Raw genomic sequence first — 17,240 nt, 5'->3', positions numbered from 1 at the left:
TCGGGCCCCGCCCGCCGGCCGCGCACCCGAGGGGCGCGGCCGGTGGAACGGTTCCTCTGCCTGTCGAGGCATCAGGCTCGCGGCTTCTCCCGCATCTCGAAGGTCTCGATGACGTCATCGATCTTGATGTCGCTGTAGCCGACACCGATACCGCACTCGAACCCATCGCGGACCTCGGTCGCGTCGTCCTTGAAACGGCGCAGCGAGGAGACGGTGAGGTTGTCGGAGATGACGACCCCGCCGCGGATAATCCGGGCCTTGCTGTTGCGGACGATCGTGCCCGAGCGGACCAGAGCACCGGCGATGTTGCCGATCTTCGGCACCTTGAAGACCTCGCGGACTTCGGCGGTGCCCATCTGGACCTCTTCGAACTCCGGCTTGAGCATGCCCTTGAGGGCCGCCTCGATCTCCTCGATCGCCTGGTAGATGACCGAGTAGTAGCGGATGTCGACGCCCTCGCGCTCGGCCAGGTCGCGCGCCCTGACCTCGGGACGCACGTTGAAGCCGATGATGACGGCGTTGTCGTCGGCGACCGCCAGGTTGACGTCGTACTCGGTGATCGCACCGACGGCGCGGTGGAGCACCCGCAGGCGCACCTCCTCGCCGACGTCGATCTTGAGCAGCGCGTCCTCCAGAGCCTCGACGGAACCGGAGACGTCGCCCTTGATGATGAGCTTGAGCTCGTCGACCTGGCCCTTCTCCATCTCGCTGAAGAGCTCTTCGAGGGTACGGCGACGGCCGGACTTGGCCATGTCCGCGATGCGCTTGCGCGCGGCGCGCTGCTGGGCGATCTGGCGCGCCATCCGGTCGTCGGTGACGACGATGAAGTTGTCACCGGCTCCCGGCGTCGCGGTCAGACCGAGGACCATCACCGGACGGGACGGGTCGGCCTCCTGAATCGCCTCGCCCTTGTCGTCGAGCATCGCCCGGACGCGGCCGAAGGCCTCGCCACAGACGATCGAGTCGCCGACGTGAAGCGTGCCGCGCTGGACCAGCACGGTCGCGACCGGGCCGCGGCCCTTGTCGAGGTGCGCCTCGATGGCGACGCCCTGGGCGTCCATCGTGGCGTTGGCCCGCAGGTCGAGCTCGGCGTCCGCGGTGAGCAGGATGGCCTCGAGCAGCTGCTCGATGCCGGTCCCGTTCTTGGCGGAGATGTCGACGAACATCGTGCTGCCGCCGTACTCCTCGGCGACCAGACCGTACTCGGTGAGCTGGGCCCGCACCTTGCCCGGGTCCGCACCCTCCTTGTCGACCTTGTTGACCGCGACGACGATCGGCACGTCGGCCGCCTGGGCGTGGTTGAGCGCCTCGACGGTCTGCGGCTTCACGCCGTCGTCGGCCGCGACGACCAGGACGGCGATGTCGGTCACCTTGGCGCCTCGGGCACGCATGGCGGTGAACGCCTCGTGGCCCGGGGTGTCGATGAAGGTGATCTTCCGGTCTTCGCCCTCGTGCACGGTGGCGACCTGGTAGGCACCGATGTGCTGGGTGATGCCACCGGCCTCCCGCGCCACCTCGTTGGTGTTGCGGACGGCGTCGAGCAGCTTGGTCTTACCGTGGTCGACGTGACCCATGACGGTCACCACCGGCGGGCGCGCGACCAGGTCGGACTCGTCGCCCTCGTCCTCGCCGAACTCGATGTCGAAGGTCTCCAGGAGCTCGCGGTCCTCCTCCTCCGGGCTGACCACAAGCAGGTTGTAGTCGAGCTCGGCGGCCAGAAGCTGGAGCGTCTCCTCGTTGACCGACTGCGTGGCGGTCACCATCTCGCCCAGGTGCAGCATGATCTGCACCAGGGACGCCGGGATCGCGCCGATCTTGTCGGCGAAGTCCGACAGGGAGGCGCCGCGCGACAGGCGGATCGTCTGCCCGTTGCCGCGGGGAGCCTGCACGCCGCCGATCGCCGGGGCCTGCATGTTGTCGAACTCTTGACGCCGCTGACGCTTGGACTTGCGACCGCGGGTCGGGCGTCCTCCGGGACGGCCGAACGCGCCCGCGGTGCCTCCACCGCGACCACGGCCACCGCCACCGGGACGACCGGCGAAACCGCCGCCACCGCCACCGGGACCACCGGTTCCGGTGCCGGGACGGCCTGCGCCGCCACCGCCACCCGGGCGACCGGCGAAACCGCCGCCGCCACCGGGACGACCGCCGCCACCGCCGGGACGGCCCGCGCCGCCACCGCCGCCGGGACGACCGGCACCCGCACCGCCACCGGGACGGCCTGCGCCGCCACCGCCGCCACCGGGACCGGCGGGCCGGCCCTGGGGCATCATCATCGGGCTGGGACGCGGACCACCGGGACGCGGGCCACCGGGACCACCGGCGCCGCCACCGGGACGCGGACCACCGGCACCGGGACCCGGACGCGGGCCACCGGATCCGGGCGGGCCCGAACGGGCGCCGGGCGGACGGGGACCGGCGTTGTCGCGGTCCTGACGAGGACCGCGGTCCTCGCGGGGACCACCGGGACGCGGACCCCTGTCGCCGGGACCGCCCTCACGGCCGGGGCCACCGGGACCACCGGGGCCGCCGGCGCGCGGCGGACGGGCCTGGCCCATGCCGCTGGCGTTCGACGAGAACGGGTTGTTGCCGGGGCGCGGGCCACGCGGGCCCGGACGCGGACCGGGCTTGGGCGCACCGGCACCGGGGGCACCGGCTCCGGGCCTGGGGCCCGAAGGCGCTCCACCCGGACCGCCCGCGGGACGACCGCCCTCGGGACGCGCCTCGGGGCGCTGCGCGGGACCCGGACGCGGCGCGGGCCTGGGACCCGGCTTGGGACCGGGGCCGGAGGCCGCGGGGCGACCGCTGTCGGTGCGGGGCGCCTCGAACCGCGGTGCCTGCACCTGCGGCGGCTGCTGACGCGGCGGCTGCGGGGGCTGGACCGGCGGAGCCGGGGGAACGACCGGCGGGGCCTGCGGCGCGGGGGCCGCGGGACGAGCCGGTGCGGGCCCCGGACGAGGACCCGGCCTGGGGGCCGGTCCCGGCTTGGGGATTGATGTCGACGCCGAGGGGGCGCCGTTTGGCTGGCCGTCACCCGGCCGAGGGGCCGCCTGAGGCGGCCTGGGGCCTCTGCCCCTGTCGGACGAGCCCTTACTGGGGCCGCCCAAAGCTTCCGTGAGCCTGCGGACTACCGGTGCTTCGATAGTCGAGGACGCCGAACGCACGAACTCGCCCATCTCCTGGAGCTTAGCCATAACGACCTTGCTCTCCACACCGAACTCCTTGGCGAGCTCGTATACCCGGACCTTCGCCACTGCACTCCCTTGTCTCGGCCCGGGAGGCTGTGCCGCCGGACCGTCGTTACGTTGACGTACTCATCGCCGCATGCTCATCAGGCGCTCATAGCTATCTGACCAGCCCATCAAATCGGCGTCCTACATGACAGTCGGTAACCATTTCACCCGATCCTTTCAGCCTGTTGCTCTTCCAGGTGGCCGCGCAGCCGCGACAGGTCGAGCGCCTCCGCGACGCGAAAAGCACGCGGAAACGCTCGGCGACGCTCTGCGAGTTCGAGACAGCTCAGGGTGGGATGCAGTGAAGCACCACGCCCATGGAGCCGTCTTCGCAGGTCAGGGACGATAACGCCCTCGACCACCACCAGGCGGAGCAGCTCGGAGGAAACCGTGCGAACCCGGCACCCCACACAAGTTCTCAGTGGGGCAGCCTGGCCACCATATTCCAGCTTACCGTGTGGGCGCATCTGCGGAACCGGCCGCGTCCCCCGGCTGGGTGTCGGGACGGATGTCGATCCGCCAGCCGGTGAGGCGGGCGGCCAGCCGGGCGTTCTGCCCCTCCTTGCCGATGGCGAGGGAGAGCTGGTAGTCCGGCACGGTCACACGCGCGGCGCGACCGTCGAAATCGATCACCTCTACGTGGGAAACGCGGGCCGGAGACAGGGCATTCCCCACGAAATCCGCGGGATCCTCCGACCAGTCGATGATGTCGATCTTCTCGCCGTGCAGCTCCGTCATCACGTTGCGTACCCGCGAGCCCATCGGGCCGATGCAGGCGCCCTTGGCGTTCACCCCCGGGCGCCGGGACCGAACCGCGAGCTTGGTGCGGTGACCGGCCTCGCGGGCGACGGCGGCGATCTCGACCGTACCGTCGGCGATCTCGGGCACCTCCAGCGCGAAGAGCTTCTTCACCAGGCCGGGGTGGGTGCGCGACAGCGTCACCGAGGGGCCCTTGTGGCCCTTCTTGACCTGCACCACGTAGCAGCGGATGCGGTCTCCGTGGACGTACTCCTCGCCCGGGACCTGCTCGCTGTGCGGCAGCACCGCCTCGATCTTGCCCAGGTCGACCAGGACGACCCTCGGGTCCTTGCCCTGCTGGATGACCCCGGCCACCAGCTCACCCTCGCGGCTGGCGAACTCACCGAAGTTGATCTCGTCCTCGGCGTCGCGGAGCTGCTGCAGGATGACCTGCTTGGCCGTGGTCGCGGCGATGCGGCTGAAGTTGCCCGGGGTGTCGTCGAACTCCCTGAGCACCTCCCCGCTCTCGTCGTCGAGTTCGGCGGCGAAGATGGTCACGTGCCCGGACTTGCGGTCGAGCTCGGCACGCGCCTTGGCCGCCGCGCCCTCGCTCCGGAAATATGCGATCAGCAGCGCGTCCTCGATCGCCTTGACGACCAGGTCGAAGGAGATGTCCTTCTCCCGCTCCAGGCTGCGCAGGACGCTCATGTCGATGTCCACGAGGCTTCCCCCTTAGCCCTCGTCGCCGTCTTCGCCGTCGTCTTCGGCGTCGTCGAGCCGGCGGAATTCCACCTGCACCCGTCCTCGGGTCAGGTCCTCATAGTCGATGCGGCGCGGCGCGCCGTCGACGTCCAGCTCCACGCCGGTCTCGTCGGTGGCGACGATCCGGCCCTCCACGGCGGTGCCGTCCCGCAGGTCGGCCTTGACCAGCCTCTTCACCGCACGGCGCCAGTGGCGCGGCTCGGTGAGCGGGCGGTCGACTCCCGGAGAGGAGACCTCCAGCACGTACGGGGTGGCCCCCATCGCCTCGTCGGCGTCCAGCGTCGCGGAAACGGCGTGGCTGACCTCCGCTACGTCGTCGAGGCTCACGCCGCCGTCACGGTCGACCACGACACGCAGCAGCCGCCGCTTGCCCGCGGGGGTGACCGTGACGTCCTCCAAGTCGAGCCCTTCGGCTTCGACGACAGGTTCCAGAAGCTCCATCAGGCGGTCGCGGGATGTGGCGCTGCCCATGCCGACCTCCCATTGTCACGATCTCAGCCGGGCGGACCTCGCCCATGCGATTAACCAGCCTATCCACACCAGGGCGTAGAAACAGCGCCACTCGGTGTGGCGGAGCCGCCCGAGAAGCGAGGTGAGTGCCATTATTCCAAGCCCGTACGATGCTAAGTGCGTCAGCTGCCGACACAGAACCGGAGGTCGTCGTGCGTTCCGTCTCCCGGCGCGCCCTGCTGCGGGGCGGCGCTCTCGGGGTGGCAGCCGCGACGGTCGCGGGGTGCGCCACCGAGGAACGGGTGCCGCCGCCCGTGGCCGCGCCGCCCGACCCCGAGACGCTGCTCCTGCGTGAGCTGATCGCGGGCAAGGAGCGGACCGTCGCGCTGTACGCCTCGGCCGCCTCGCCCCGGCTCGAACCCTTCAGGCAGCGGCACGAGGCCCATCTGGCCGAGCTCCGCCGCCGCCTCCCGCCCGCCCCGGCGTCCGCGGCCTCGACCCCCGCGCCGTCGCCCACGCCGTCTCCGTCCGGGAGCGCGGCTCAGGGCGGCGCGTCGGTACGGACCCTGCGCAACCTGGAACGCAGGGCCGCGGCGCTGCGCACCCGCCAGGTCGCGGGGGTGTCGCCCCCGCTCGCCCAGCTGCTCGCGTCCATCGGCGCCTGCGAGGCCGCGCACGCCCTGGCCCTGTCGAGGCCGTTGTGAGAGGCGCTTCTGGGTCCGGCGCGAGGGCCGATCAGGGCCTCGGCACGGCGCTGGCGGCCGAGCACGCCGCCGTGTACGCGTACGGGGTCCTGGGGGCCAGGACCACGGGCAGGATGCGCGCGGCGATGACGACGGCCTACAACGCCCACCGGGCCCACCGCGACCAGCTCCGCACCATGGTCATCGCGGCGGGCGGCACGCCCGCCGAGCCGAAGGCGGTCTACGAGCTCCCGGTCACGCCGTCCAGCCCGGCCCAGGCGGTGGAGCTGGCCGTGCTGGTCGAGCGGGGGGTGACCGGCGCCTACCTGGAGCTGGCGGCGTCCGCGGACACCACCCTGCGCGAGATGGCCGCGCTGGTCATGCAGGAGTGCACCACCCGCTCCTACAGCCTGCGTCCAGAGATCGAGGCCTTTCCCGGCATGCCGCCCCGGACGGCGCCGGAACCCACTGCCACCCCCACGGCGACCACGTCCCAGTGAGCGTCCGAAGGCACGTGCCTTTCAGCGCGACCGCGTCCCGGTGATCGTCCGAGACCACCGGCCCCCACCGCGGCCGCGTCCCGGTGACCATCCGAAGCCACCGGCCACCGCGGCCACGTCCCGGTGACGTTTCCCGCCGGTTTTCGCGGGTGGCCGCCTTCCGGCGGAAGCGCGGGAATCGGACTGGTCAGCGTGGAAATCGATCTCTGATGAGGGGCTCCGAATTCGCGAGCCGCGATTCAAACCCGCTTTCGACCATGTTTGCACCGCGTCTGCCGGGTAGCTGAGTCTCGCGAAATACGCCTAAGGAGGAAGTAATGGGCTGGGGATACCGGAAATCCATGAAGTTCGGTCCGTTCCGTCTTAACCTTTCGCGGAGCGGAGTGGGTCACAGCTGGGGAAACCGCGCCTTCAGAGTCACCAAGACGGCCGATGGGCGCCGCACTCTGAGCGTCAACCTTCCCGGTGGCTTCCACTGGCGCAAGACGCTCAGCGGTAACGGCAGCCGTCGCTGATGGGCATTACCCGGGAACCGTTCGCGGGCGCCGCTCGTTCTCATGACACGACGCGACGTTTCGGGGAGTCCGGGGAGAAGGCAATGGGCTGGGGATACAGGAAGTCGATCAAAGTCGGTCCCTTCAGGATCGATCTGTCCCCGCGAGGGGTCGGCCACAGCTTCGGCAATCGCAGATTTCACGTCACCAGAACTCCTGACGGCCGCAAATACGTGACCGTCAACCTGCCGGGCGGGTTCCACGTGGGCAAGGCGATCGGCCGGAGCTCCCGGCATCGTCACCACCACTACTGACGCGGGGCCGTACACATGGGAGAGCGGCGCACCCCTTCGAAGGGGTGCGCCGCTCTCACGCGTTCGGGGTGACGCGCCTCTCCGGGTCCATCCGGCCCGGTTCCGTCCAGTCGTGGCGCGATCCTCGCTCTCCCGGTGCCGGGGATCACTCCCGGCAGGCGTCGGGGATCACCTTCGGCGGGGCCGAGGTCCCCGGGCCGCGCGGGGTCACCCTCGGCGGCCCGGGATCACCCCCGGCAGCGTCCGGATCACCTTCGGCGGGCCGAGGTCATTCCCGAAGGCACAGCCTCACCCTGGCGGGCGCCCGGGATCTCCTCCGTCGGGCCGGGATCACCTCCGGCAGGCGCCCTGGGTCCCCCTTGGCACGCCGGGATCATCCCTGGCAGGCCGCCACGACGCGGTCGACGGCCTCGGCGAGCGGGATCTCCTCCTTGGTACCGGTGGCGCGGTCGCGCAGCTCCGCGACGCCCTGGGTGAGGCCTCGTCCGACGATCAGGATCGTCGGCATGCCGAGCAGCTCGGCGTCCTTGAACTTCACACCCGGCGAGACGCCGGCGCGGTCGTCCACCAGGACGCGCAGCCCGCGGCCCTCCAGCTCCTCGGCGATCCGGGTGGCGGCCTCGACCTGGCCGTCCTTGCCGGTGCCCACGACGTGGACGTCGGCGGGGGCGACCTCGCGGGGCCAGACCAGGCCGAGCCCGTCGTGCGTCTGCTCGGCCAGCACCGCCACGGCCCGGGAGACGCCGATGCCGTAGGAGCCCATGGTGACCCGGATCGGCTTGCCGTCGGGGCCGAGGGCGTCGAGCTTCGCGGCGTCGGCGTACTTGCGGCCGAGCTGGAAGATGTGGCCGATCTCGATGCCGCGGTCGATGGACAGGCCGGAGCCGCAGACCGGGCAGGCGTCGCCCGCGCGGACCTCGGCGGCCTCGATGGTGCCGTCGGCGACGAAGTCACGGCCGGCGACGACGTCCGCGGCGTGCTTGCCGGGCTCGTTGGCGCCGGTCACCCAGGCGGAGCCGTCGACCACCCGGGGGTCGACGAGGTAGCGGATGCCGAGGTCCTTGAGGACCTGGGGGCCGATGTAGCCGCGGACCAGGCCGGGGTGCCTGGCGAAGTCCTCGGCCTCGAAGATCGCGGGCTCGCCGGGGGCCAGGGAGGCCTCCAGCCGCTTGAAGTCGACCTCGCGGTCTCCGGGAACGCCGACGATCAGGGTCTCGGTCTTGCCCGAGCCGGGGACGGTCACCTTGACCACGATGTTCTTGAGCGTCTGGGCGGCGGTGACGCCGAGGCCGTGGTGCTCGTTGACGTGGTTGACCAGGGACTCGATGGTCGGGGTGTCGGGGGTGTCGAGCACCCGCATGGCGGGCCGCTCACCGGTGATCGCGGCCGGCGCGGTGGTGACGACGGCCTCCGCGTTGGCCGCGTAGCCGCAGTCGTGGCAGGCCACGAAGGTGTCCTCGCCGGTGGCCGCGGGGGCGAGGAACTCCTCGGAGGCCGACCCGCCCATCGCCCCGGACGTGGCGAAGCAGATCTTGTAGGCGATGCCGAGGCGGTCGAAGGTCTTGATGTAGGTCTCGCGGTGGCGCTCGTAGGAGCGCTTGAGGCCGTCGTCGTCGAGGTCGAAGGAGTAGGAGTCCTTCATGATGAACTCGCGCCCGCGCAGGATGCCGGCCCGCGGACGGGCCTCGTCGCGGTACTTGGTCTGGATCTGGTAGAGGGTCACCGGATAGTCCTTGTAGGAGGCGTACTCCCCCTTGACCATGTCGGTGAACATCTCCTCGTGGGTGGGACCGAGGAGATAGTCGGCCCCCTTGCGGTCCTTGAGGCGGAAAAGCGTGTCGCCGTACTCGGTCCAGCGGCCGGTCGCCTCGTAGTATTCGCGGGGCAGCAGGGCGGGGAAGAGCACCTCCTGGCCGCCCATGCGGTTCATCTCCTCGCGCACGACGCGCGTGACGTTCTCCAGGACCGCCTTGCCGAGCGGCAGCCAGGAGTAGACGCCGGGGGCGACGCGGCGGACGTAACCGGCGCGGACGAGCAGCTTGTGGCTCGGGACTTCCGCATCTGCCGGGTCGTCCCTCAGCGTTCGAAGAAACAGCGACGACATGCGCAGCAGCACGGCTACTCCTAGTTAGCGAGGTTCGATGCTCTACAGGCTATCGAGTCTCGCAAGCCGATTGTCTGCCGTCGACCGCTTCCGAGCCGGGCGGTGAGGCCTCGGAGCCCGGCGCCTCAGAGCCCGGTGAGAAAAACGAAGTACGAGGCCCCGAGGACCAGCGCGATCAGCGCGGAGCAGGCCCGGTCGCAGCCGCGTCCCAGCGAGACCAGCATCCCCAGCGTGATCGCGGCCACCACCGTGACGCCCCACGGCCAGAAACCGGAGACGTGTTCGGGCCCGCCGGGCATCGCCTTGTCGATCCCGTCGAACAGGGCCAGCCCGGCCGCGCCGCCGGCCGCGACGTCTCCCCAGCGGTCGTAGCGTTTGGCGAGGTAGGAGAGGACGCCGATCGCGACGAGATTCGCGATCATGAGGTTCATCGAGGCTCCGTCGTCGCCGAGGCTCATGCGCCAGGCGTTCGACTCGAAGATCGTGGCGACGAGCAGCGAGAGTATCGGCCCGAACGCGGCCAGCACGCTCGAGAGCACCGCCCAGCCGAAGCCGGCCGCGGTCCGCCCCATGACGACGACGAGGAGAAGGTACGCGTACGGGTTGTAAAGCGCGTACAGCAAATCGGGCCCGTAGGCCAGCAGCGCTCCAACACCTCCGAGCAGCATCCCCACGAAGAGCGAGAGGACCATGTGCCGGAGAATGGCACGATCCCGACGGTCTCCCGCGACGAAGTCAAGCGTGTAATTACGTTCTGCCAAAGCCACTGATCCCCCGATCGCACTCGATAGTGGCTATCACCAGTGTATCTGACCTGGGGTAATACCTTGAGCACGTCAAGTTCACAAAGCAAGCGAGCGCTTGATAACGCTGTCGCCGCGAGCCTTTCCGCGGGCATTTCCATGACCTTCCGCTGAAGGACGGCCGGAGCTCCGCGACACCGCCCGCGCCTTTCTCTCCCGGCATTCCGGCGGCCCTCCGGCGTCCGGACGTCCCGTGACCGGTTCACCGTGGCGGACCGCCCGAGAGAACACGTCCCGGGGCGTGTCAGCCGCCGAGAAGGACCTCCCAGGGATGGCGGGAGGTGGTCCTGCGGGTGGTGTCGAGCGCCTCGCCGAGGCGGCGCAGGCCGGCCCTGCCCCGGAAGCGCTCGCGGTGCACGGGGTCGACGGCGCGCAGGACGAACGGAACGCCCATGACGTCCAGGGTGGCGTCACCGGCCGTGGCGGGCCCCGAGCGGGTGACCAGGGCGTCGGGGCAGCCGGGGTCGCGGACCTGCCTGGCCAGTACGGCGGCGATGTCGGCCGCGCCGGGGCCGTCGCGCCACTCGATGTGCCAGCCGTGGTCGGCCCCGCGCCACCAGGTCAGGTCGCGGCAGGACTCCAGGAGCTCCGACTCGCCCGCCAGCGCGGCCATCACCCGCCCGAACGCCTCGTACCGGAGCCCACGCGAGGGCCGGCCCTCGCCGGGGACACCGGACATACCGGGAACACCGGGGGGACCGAGGGGACCGGGAACACCGGGGGGACCGAGGGGACCGGGAACACCGGGGGGACCGGAGACGGCCGGGGTGCCGGATGAGCCAGGAGAAGCCGATAAGCCGGGAGTGCGTCCTGTTCCTCGTGGTCCTCTCGCGCCCTGAAGCGGACCGTCCTTTGGACGCCGGGCATCCGCTTTGCGGCGCTTCTCCGCTCCTGAACTCACGAGAACCAACTGTGATCCGCCAGGCTTGTCCCCGCAAGTGCTGATTTGGTAGCCAGCCGTACACCACGAGACCGGCCGAGCCGGTCGCCGCCGGAGCGCGGGCCGGAGAGGCCGCGCGCACCGGCCGGGGCGGGTGCCCGGCGAACAACTCGATCATGTCGGCGCGTGAGTCTGGCAGGTTGCCCCCTCGGTGATACAGAATCGAGCAGGCATCGCGTTCATGACATCCAACGCCGAGGAGGCGATATGTCACTGCGAGTCGCGATCGTGGGGTCAGGACCAGCCGGGATCTACACCGCCGAGGCCCTGACGAAGCAGGCCGCCGTTCCTCTCAGGGTGGACGTGCTGGAGCGGCTGCCGACGCCGTACGGGCTGGTCCGGTACGGGGTGGCTCCCGACCACACCTCGATCAAGTCGATAGCGGGCTACCTGCGCGGCGTGCTGGAGCTTCCCGAGGTGCGGTTCCTCGGTGGGGTCGAGCTGGGCAAGGATCTCGACGTCACCGACCTGCTCGCCTGCTACGACGCCGTGGTCTACTGCACCGGCGCTATGGTGGACCGGCGGATGGGCATTCCCGGCGAGGACCTGCCGGGCAGCGTGGCCGCCACCGACTTCGTCAACTGGTACTGCGGCCACCCCGACATGCCCGCCGACCGCTTCGTCCTCGACAGCCCCGAGGTCGCGGTGATCGGCGTGGGCAACGTGGCGGTCGACGTGGTGCGCGTCCTGGCCAAGACCGCCGAGGAGCTGCGCGCCACGGACGTGCCCGAGGAGGTGCTGACCCGGCTGGCCGCCAGCGAGGTGAAGACCATCCACATGATCGGACGCCGGGGGCCCGAACACGCCAAGTTCACCCTGAAGGAGCTCAGGGAGCTGGGCGAGCTGGCCAACGCGGACGTGCGCGTACGGGCCGAGGAGTGCGTGGCGGACGTCACGGCGGCTTCCCGGCAGGTCCGGGGGAACGTCGAGGTCCTGCGGAGCTGGGCCACCCGCGCCTCCGGGGGCCGCCCCCGGCGGCTGGACGTGCGGTTCTGGATGCGCCCGGTGGAGATCCTCGGCGAGGGACGGGTGGAGGCGCTCAGGCTGGAGCGCACCCGGCTGGTGGACGGCCGGGTCGTCGGCACCGGCGAGTTCGAGACCCTCCCGGTCGGCATGGTGCTGCGCTCGGTCGGCTACCAGAGCGTGCCACTGCCCGGCGTCCCCTTCTCCGAGGCCACCATGACCGTGCCGAACGAGGCCGGCCGGGTCCGCGACCGGGAGTACGTCGCGGGCTGGCTCAAGCGGGGCCCCACCGGTGTGATCGGCACCAACAAGTCCGACGCCGCCGAGACGGTCCGCACCCTCCTCGCCGACCTCGCCGACCTCGATCCGGTACCCAGGGCGGACCTCGACGACCTTCTCGCCGCCCGGGGCGTCTCGCCGATCACCTACGAGCACTGGCTGTCCATCGAGGCGGCCGAGGCGGCCCTGGCCAGATCCCTCGACCGGGGCGAGCGGGTGAAGCTTCTCGGCATCGCCGCCATGCTCACCGCCTGCGATCGGGAGCCACGGCGGGGAAGCGACCTGGAGACCGGCTGAACGGGCCGGCCGGGCCGGACCGGCGAGACGGCCGGGCCCGCCGGACCGGCGGGCCCAGCCAGGACCGGCAGGTCCAGCAGGTCCAGCAGGTCCAGCCGAACCAGCAGGTCCAGCCAGGATCGGAAGATCCCCCCGAACCGACACATTCCCCCGAACCGGCAGATCCAGCCGGACCGGCCCCACTCGAACCGGTACGTCCAGGAGGAGCACCAGCATGCGCGTCACGCTCGCCGACCCGTCCGCCCTGATCCCGGGTTTCGAGCAGGCCCATCGCGAGCAGTCCGCGCTGTACCCGTACCGGCCGGTCGAATGGCAGCCCGTACACACGGTCTACGTCCCGGCCGACCGGTTCGACGCGGGGACGACGCGGGAGTGGGGTGACGCCGCGCTGGAGCTGTTCCGGCGGCACCTGCCGGAAGGCGACCTCGCCACGATCCTTGAAACGACTTCCGGCGTGTCCCTCGACTCGGGCGAGGACGCCGCCGGGGCCGTGCACGGGAGGGTGGCCGCCAAGCTCGCCCGGGAGCCCGTCGAGGACCTGCGGATCGACTTCGAGGACGGCTACGGGACGCGTCCCGGGGAGGAGGACGGCCACGCCTCCTCCGCAGCCAAGGCGGTCGCGGCCATGCACGCGGCCGGGACGCTCCCCCGGCGCTGGGGACTGCGGGTGAAGTCGTTCGCCGACGGCGACCCGGTCCGCGCCGTCAGGACCCTGGACGGTTTCCTCACCGGCGTGGTCGACCGGGCCGGGCACCTGCCCGAGGGGTTCGTCGTCACCTTCCCGAAGGTGCTGATGAGGGACTACCTGTACCAGTTCGCCGACTGCCTCGACGCGCTGGAGGACGGGCTGGGCCTCGGCCGGGGCACGCTGAGGTTCGAGATCCAGGTGGAGGCGCCGCAGACGGTGCTGTTCCTCGACGCGGGCCTGGTGACCTCCCTGCGGGGCAGGCTCGCGGCGGCGCACTTCGGCGTCTTCGACTACACGGCGAGCTGCGCCCTTCCTCCGCACGAGCAGCGGCTGGACCACCCCGCCTGCGACCACGCCAGGCACGTCATGCAGACCGTCTTCGCCGGGACCGGGGTGGAGTTGTCGGACGGCTCGCTGGCCGCCTCCCCCGCCTCGGACGGCAGGGGTGACGTGCTGGACCTGTGGCGGCGCCACGCGGAGCTGGTCGGGCACTCCCTGACCCACGGCTTCTACCAGGGCTGGGACATGCACCCGTCACACCTGGTCAGCCGGTACGCGGCGGTCTACGCCTTCCACCTGTCCAGGTACGGGGAGTACGCCCACCGGGTGCGCGCCTGGGAGGAGCGGCGCGACGCCGGTGAGGGCGTGATGGACGAGCCCGCCACGGTCAGGACCATGGCCGCCGCCCTCCGCCGCGCCGACCTGGCGCTGGGCACCGGCCCCGCGGAGCCACCGGCCTGACCCCGGCCACCCGTCCCGCCGAGGGCGGGACGCCCGATCCGGACGGCACAGCCGGGGATCCCGGCGCTCCACGGCAGGTCGCCGTGGGGCCTCTAGCCGATCACCACAGCCTCGTGGCCGATCACGGCGAACCTCTCGCGGTCAATCACCGCGAACCTCTCGCGGCCGATCACCGCCGAGGCCCGGCGGGCCTCAGTCGATCAGGGTGCGCCACTCGCGGACCCGGCGGGCGTCGACCGGGTCCGACCAGGACGCCCGCACGGCGCTGCCGACGTGGAAGGCCCGCACACCGTACTCCATCAGCGCCCCGACGTGGCCGGGCCGCAGCCCGCCGCCGGCCATGATCAGCGGGCCGTCGCCGGCCTCGCACCGGGTCTTGAGCAGCGGCAGCCCGTCCGCCACGCCACCGGGCGCACCCGAGGTGAGCACGGTGGCGAGGTTGGGCAGGAGACGGACCGCGCGCCAGCTCGCCTGGGTGTCGGCCGCGTGGTCCACCGCCCGGTGGAAGGTCCAGGGCAACGGCGCGACCGCGTGGATGAGCACCTCGGTGGCGGCCAGGTCGACCGCTCCCGCCTCGTCGAGGAAACCGAACACGAACCCGGCCGCGCCCGCGTCGGCGAGGGCCCTGGCATCGCGGCTCAGGGCCTTCAGCGACTCGGGCGTGGCCAGGAACGAGGCCTCGCCGCGCAACATCACCATCTGCGGAAGCGCGCACTCCTTGGAGATCGCCGCGACCGTTTCCGCCGCCGGGGTGAGCCCGTCGGAGGCCATGTCGGCGACGACCTCCAAGCGATCGGCGCCGCCCGCTTCTGCGGCGACGGCGTCACGCACATCGAGCGTGATCACCTCAAGCAAGGATCCGGTCATGATTGGAGGCTATCGGATGACTTTGTCCTGGGATCGCCATGGTTCAGACATGCTCGGGGACGGACGACCCCCGCCGATCCGAGAAGGGCAGCGCGAGGCCGGACGTGCGAGCGCGCAGGCCCCCCGGCCGCTGGAACAGGGCACCGGAGGCGCGATGCGGCAGGTCGACCGTGCGGAGATGCGCGAAACGCTGTCCCCGATAGTAGTCCTGCAACCTCTGGTTGTCCTTGGAGCAGTCAAGCCTGAGCCATCTTTTCCCCAAGGACAGGACCCGCAGGCCCGCCCAGTCGAGGAGCGCCTCCCCCAGGCCCGTGCCGGCGTGGTCGCGCGCCACGGCCAGCTTGTGGACGTAGAGCGCCGAACCGGGGTCGTCCCCCCGGTCCCAGAACTCGGGGTCGGCGTGGCCGTCCAGGGCGAGGGTGGCTACGGGCCCGCTCTGCCCGTCCGCCCTGTCCAGCAGGTACAGGACCCCCTCGTCGATCAGCGGGGTGATGCGCCCGGCGGGGAAGCCGTCGGCGGGCCACTGCCGCACGCCGCGGCCGTTCAGCCACCCGGCGGTCTCGGCGAGGAGCGCGAGCACCCCGTCGAGGTCACCGTCCGTGGCCCTGCGCAGCGTGAACGGGCGCGTGGCGGTGGGACTGGCGGTGTTCGAGTGCATGGTTCATCCCTTCGTTGCGTTCGGTGCATGAGATGACACGGAGCGTGTCCATGTGATGGCGCACGGCGTCCATGCCGGGCTAGGCGGATGCCTAGGGGCTTGAGGCGAGCGGCGAGACCGCGATCGGGAGGAGCGGCGGGGAGAGCCCGGCCTGCGCGAAAGGCATGGGCGGGCAGTCAGAGCGGGAAGAGCGGCGCCCGGCCACCCGGCGGGCGCGGCCCTGTGCTCGCCCGCGGCGCGGGCGGAACGGGGGCCGGCCCGTCAGGGCGGTCACGGAGACGTCAACGGCTTTCCAGCTCGTACCGGATCAGGTGCTTGTCCGCGGGCAGGACCGACACCGCCACGCGTACGGGGGTGTCGTCCTCGTCGTAGCCGACCCGGATGTAGACGACGACCGGCGTGCCGAGCTGGAGCTGGAGCCGCTCGGTCTCGGCGCTGTTGGGCATCCGCGCCCAGATGTCGTCCACCACCCGCACCTGCCGGTGGCCAAGTTCCTCCAGGACCTTGTTCGCCCCGCGCACGATGTCGCCGGGGCGGGTGATCTCGGAGTCGGCGACCAGGGCCAGGGGGAAGTAGGAGTCGTTGGTGTTGTACGGCTGGCCGTCCACGAAGCGCAGCCTGCGACGGACCACGGCGAGCTCGTCGTCCGCGAGCTCCAGCCTGCTGGCGATCTCCTCGACCGGCTGCACGATCGAGACCTCGATCTCCTGGCTCGGCGCGCGTCCCTCGCGGGAGACGGCCCAGGCGAAGGCCTCCAGGGTCTCCTCGCGGCGCGGCTGCAGCTCGCGCTGGGGGTGCATGAGCAGCGGGCGGCGTTCCCTGACGACGGTGCCCCTGCGGGGGGTACGGGTGACCAGGCCCTCGTTCACGAGCTCGCCGAGGGCGAGCCGCACGGTGTTGCGGCTCACCTGGTGCACGAGCATGAGCTCCGCCTCGGTCGGCAGCTGATCACCCGGTCCGAGCGCACCGGAGTAGATGGTCCTCCGCAGGTCGGAGGCCACCTGTTGATACAGCGTTGACCGTGCCATTAAGTCCCCTTTGTGCCAACAAAACTAGACGATCTGGTTCTAGCGGGGAACAGCCCCTTGACCCAACCTCCCAAGACCCGCATCATCCAATCGTTGGTACAAATCCATCGAAAGGTCAGCGAGGGGGTGGAGGCCGGTGCTGTCGGTCCGCACGGATACGCCGTACCTGCCCTGGCGCGATCCCCGCGAGGCAACACGTTTACTGCGTTACGCGTTGCATCGCCAGGGATTCACCCACACCTACCAGAGCAACGGGAACGGCATGTCGGTGCTCTCGGTGCTGACCGATCTAACTGTTTGGTGCAAGAACGGGCTCTTCATCTGGAATGAGGACGGCGTTGAGTCGTCCCATCCGGCCGACGACCCGGTGGGGGCGGCCCGCCTCATCTCACGGCACTACCGGCGGCCCGCACCCGACGACGACCTCTCGGAGGAGGAGGTGGACCACCCGGTCCCCGCCTTCACCGCCACAGACTCCGAGCGCGACTAGCAGGTCGAGGACCCCATCCCTCGCCGGGGTCCTCCGCCGCCGCGCCGGGGACGGAACGCGTCCTGGCGGGTCCCCCACGCCCGCCAGGGCGCGATTCCCATCGCGGGAACGCGTCCACGGGACGGAACCCGCCAGGGCGTGGCCGCTCGCCTCCCCTCACCCCCCGCTCCGGCGGCGGGCGGCCCGTCGGGACGGAAGACGTGAGACC

Annotated in this window: 17 protein-coding genes; 7 read left to right on the top strand and 10 right to left on the bottom strand. The window is 71.2% G+C overall.

All coding sequences use genetic code 11. The features are described from left to right. Positions 1-71: 71 nt before the first annotated feature. The 4 genes from infB to rimP all read right to left on the bottom strand — a co-directional run bounded on the left by infB (position 72) and on the right by rimP (position 5,204). Positions 72-3,254, bottom strand: coding sequence for a translation initiation factor IF-2 (gene infB / locus OG587_RS18000; protein ID WP_329091736.1), 3,183 nt, complete (start codon positions 3,252-3,254; stop codon positions 72-74). A gap of 143 nt (positions 3,255-3,397) precedes the next feature. After that, positions 3,398-3,700 (bottom strand): YlxR family protein, encoded by a 303-nt coding sequence (locus OG587_RS17995; protein WP_329091734.1) that lies wholly within the window; start codon positions 3,698-3,700, stop codon positions 3,398-3,400. After that, positions 3,684-4,691, bottom strand: a complete 1,008-nt coding sequence (gene nusA / locus OG587_RS17990; protein WP_329091732.1) for a transcription termination factor NusA — start codon at positions 4,689-4,691, stop codon at positions 3,684-3,686. The genes OG587_RS17995 and nusA overlap by 17 nt, the downstream gene beginning before the upstream one ends. Positions 4,692-4,703: 12 nt before the next feature. After that, entirely contained in the window at positions 4,704-5,204 is a 501-nt protein-coding gene (gene rimP, locus OG587_RS17985) for a ribosome maturation factor RimP (RefSeq protein WP_329091730.1), read from the bottom strand. Positions 5,205-5,395: 191 nt separating this feature from the next. Here rimP and OG587_RS17980 point away from each other — a divergent pair, with 191 nt between their 5' ends. From OG587_RS17980 to OG587_RS17965, 4 genes are all read left to right on the top strand, one after another. Further along, positions 5,396-5,887, top strand: coding sequence for a hypothetical protein (locus OG587_RS17980; RefSeq protein WP_329091728.1), 492 nt, complete (start codon positions 5,396-5,398; stop codon positions 5,885-5,887). Further along, positions 5,884-6,366: a ferritin-like domain-containing protein gene (locus OG587_RS17975; RefSeq protein WP_329091726.1), complete on the top strand. Its 483-nt coding sequence runs from the start codon at positions 5,884-5,886 to the stop codon at positions 6,364-6,366. Before OG587_RS17980 ends, OG587_RS17975 begins: the two co-directional genes overlap by 4 nt. Before the next feature lie 317 nt (positions 6,367-6,683). Continuing rightward, positions 6,684-6,881, top strand: a complete 198-nt coding sequence (locus OG587_RS17970; protein ID WP_329091724.1) for a DUF4236 domain-containing protein — start codon at positions 6,684-6,686, stop codon at positions 6,879-6,881. Positions 6,882-6,964: 83 nt separating this feature from the next. Continuing rightward, positions 6,965-7,174 carry a DUF4236 domain-containing protein gene (locus OG587_RS17965; RefSeq protein ID WP_329091722.1) on the top strand — a complete coding sequence of 70 codons (210 nt, stop codon included), beginning with the start codon at positions 6,965-6,967 and terminating at the stop codon, positions 7,172-7,174. Between the two features lie 373 nt (positions 7,175-7,547). Here OG587_RS17965 and OG587_RS17960 read toward each other — a convergent pair whose 3' ends face one another. From OG587_RS17960 to OG587_RS17950, 3 genes are all read right to left on the bottom strand, one after another. Beyond that, on the bottom strand, positions 7,548-9,290 hold the full coding sequence (locus OG587_RS17960) for a proline--tRNA ligase (RefSeq protein ID WP_329091721.1): 1,743 nt from the start codon (positions 9,288-9,290) through the stop codon (positions 7,548-7,550). Positions 9,291-9,403: 113 nt separating this feature from the next. Further along, on the bottom strand, positions 9,404-9,970 hold the full coding sequence (locus OG587_RS17955) for a hypothetical protein (RefSeq protein WP_329091719.1): 567 nt from the start codon (positions 9,968-9,970) through the stop codon (positions 9,404-9,406). 355 nt (positions 9,971-10,325) lie between these two features. Continuing rightward, positions 10,326-10,760 (bottom strand): hypothetical protein, encoded by a 435-nt coding sequence (locus OG587_RS17950; protein WP_329091717.1) that lies wholly within the window; start codon positions 10,758-10,760, stop codon positions 10,326-10,328. A gap of 468 nt (positions 10,761-11,228) precedes the next feature. On the opposite strand from OG587_RS17950, the gene OG587_RS17945 reads away from it, so the two are divergent. Both OG587_RS17945 and OG587_RS17940 read left to right on the top strand, forming a co-directional pair. Continuing rightward, on the top strand, positions 11,229-12,560 hold the full coding sequence (locus OG587_RS17945) for an FAD-dependent oxidoreductase (RefSeq protein WP_329091715.1): 1,332 nt from the start codon (positions 11,229-11,231) through the stop codon (positions 12,558-12,560). Between the two features lie 214 nt (positions 12,561-12,774). After that, the gene (locus OG587_RS17940) at positions 12,775-13,989 is read left to right on the top strand and encodes a DUF6986 family protein (RefSeq protein ID WP_329091713.1); all 1,215 of its coding nucleotides are present in this window, start codon (positions 12,775-12,777) and stop codon (positions 13,987-13,989) included. A 192-nt stretch (positions 13,990-14,181) separates the two neighbouring features. Here OG587_RS17940 and OG587_RS17935 read toward each other — a convergent pair whose 3' ends face one another. The 3 genes from OG587_RS17935 to OG587_RS17925 all read right to left on the bottom strand — a co-directional run bounded on the left by OG587_RS17935 (position 14,182) and on the right by OG587_RS17925 (position 16,542). Continuing rightward, on the bottom strand, positions 14,182-14,856 hold the full coding sequence (locus OG587_RS17935; protein ID WP_329091710.1) for a copper homeostasis protein CutC: 675 nt from the start codon (positions 14,854-14,856) through the stop codon (positions 14,182-14,184). Between the two features lie 43 nt (positions 14,857-14,899). Next, positions 14,900-15,514 carry a GNAT family N-acetyltransferase gene (locus tag OG587_RS17930; RefSeq protein WP_329091708.1) on the bottom strand — a complete coding sequence of 205 codons (615 nt, stop codon included), beginning with the start codon at positions 15,512-15,514 and terminating at the stop codon, positions 14,900-14,902. A gap of 281 nt (positions 15,515-15,795) precedes the next feature. Further along, positions 15,796-16,542 (bottom strand): GntR family transcriptional regulator, encoded by a 747-nt coding sequence (locus tag OG587_RS17925; RefSeq protein ID WP_329091706.1) that lies wholly within the window; start codon positions 16,540-16,542, stop codon positions 15,796-15,798. Between the two features lie 136 nt (positions 16,543-16,678). On the opposite strand from OG587_RS17925, the gene OG587_RS17920 reads away from it, so the two are divergent. Beyond that, positions 16,679-17,032: a hypothetical protein gene (locus OG587_RS17920; protein ID WP_329091705.1), complete on the top strand. Its 354-nt coding sequence runs from the start codon at positions 16,679-16,681 to the stop codon at positions 17,030-17,032. Positions 17,033-17,240: the final 208 nt, after the last annotated feature.

It is taken from the genome of Streptosporangium sp. NBC_01469 (assembly GCF_036227305.1).
Classification (GTDB): domain Bacteria; phylum Actinomycetota; class Actinomycetes; order Streptosporangiales; family Streptosporangiaceae; genus Streptosporangium.
Note: the sequence above shows the minus strand (reverse complement) of the source record. Positions and strands in the feature narration are given on the sequence as shown.

What these genes read in the sequence shown, in the direction of transcription:
- OG587_RS17995 (WP_329091734.1), bottom strand. Translation starts at nt 3,700, where the DNA reads ATGCGCCCACACGGTAAGCTGGAATATGGTGGCCAGGCTGCCCCACTG.
- rimP (WP_329091730.1), bottom strand. Translation starts at nt 5,204, where the DNA reads ATGGGCAGCGCCACATCCCGCGACCGCCTGATGGAGCTTCTGGAACCT.
- OG587_RS17970 (WP_329091724.1), top strand. Translation starts at nt 6,684, where the DNA reads ATGGGCTGGGGATACCGGAAATCCATGAAGTTCGGTCCGTTCCGTCTT.
- OG587_RS17965 (WP_329091722.1), top strand. Translation starts at nt 6,965, where the DNA reads ATGGGCTGGGGATACAGGAAGTCGATCAAAGTCGGTCCCTTCAGGATC.
- OG587_RS17955 (WP_329091719.1), bottom strand. Translation starts at nt 9,970, where the DNA reads ATGGTCCTCTCGCTCTTCGTGGGGATGCTGCTCGGAGGTGTTGGAGCG.
- OG587_RS17950 (WP_329091717.1), bottom strand. Translation starts at nt 10,760, where the DNA reads ATGTCCGGTGTCCCCGGCGAGGGCCGGCCCTCGCGTGGGCTCCGGTAC.
- OG587_RS17945 (WP_329091715.1), top strand. Translation starts at nt 11,229, where the DNA reads ATGTCACTGCGAGTCGCGATCGTGGGGTCAGGACCAGCCGGGATCTAC.
- OG587_RS17940 (WP_329091713.1), top strand. Translation starts at nt 12,775, where the DNA reads ATGCGCGTCACGCTCGCCGACCCGTCCGCCCTGATCCCGGGTTTCGAG.
- OG587_RS17935 (WP_329091710.1), bottom strand. Translation starts at nt 14,856, where the DNA reads ATGACCGGATCCTTGCTTGAGGTGATCACGCTCGATGTGCGTGACGCC.
- OG587_RS17930 (WP_329091708.1), bottom strand. Translation starts at nt 15,514, where the DNA reads ATGCACTCGAACACCGCCAGTCCCACCGCCACGCGCCCGTTCACGCTG.
- OG587_RS17925 (WP_329091706.1), bottom strand. Translation starts at nt 16,542, where the DNA reads ATGGCACGGTCAACGCTGTATCAACAGGTGGCCTCCGACCTGCGGAGG.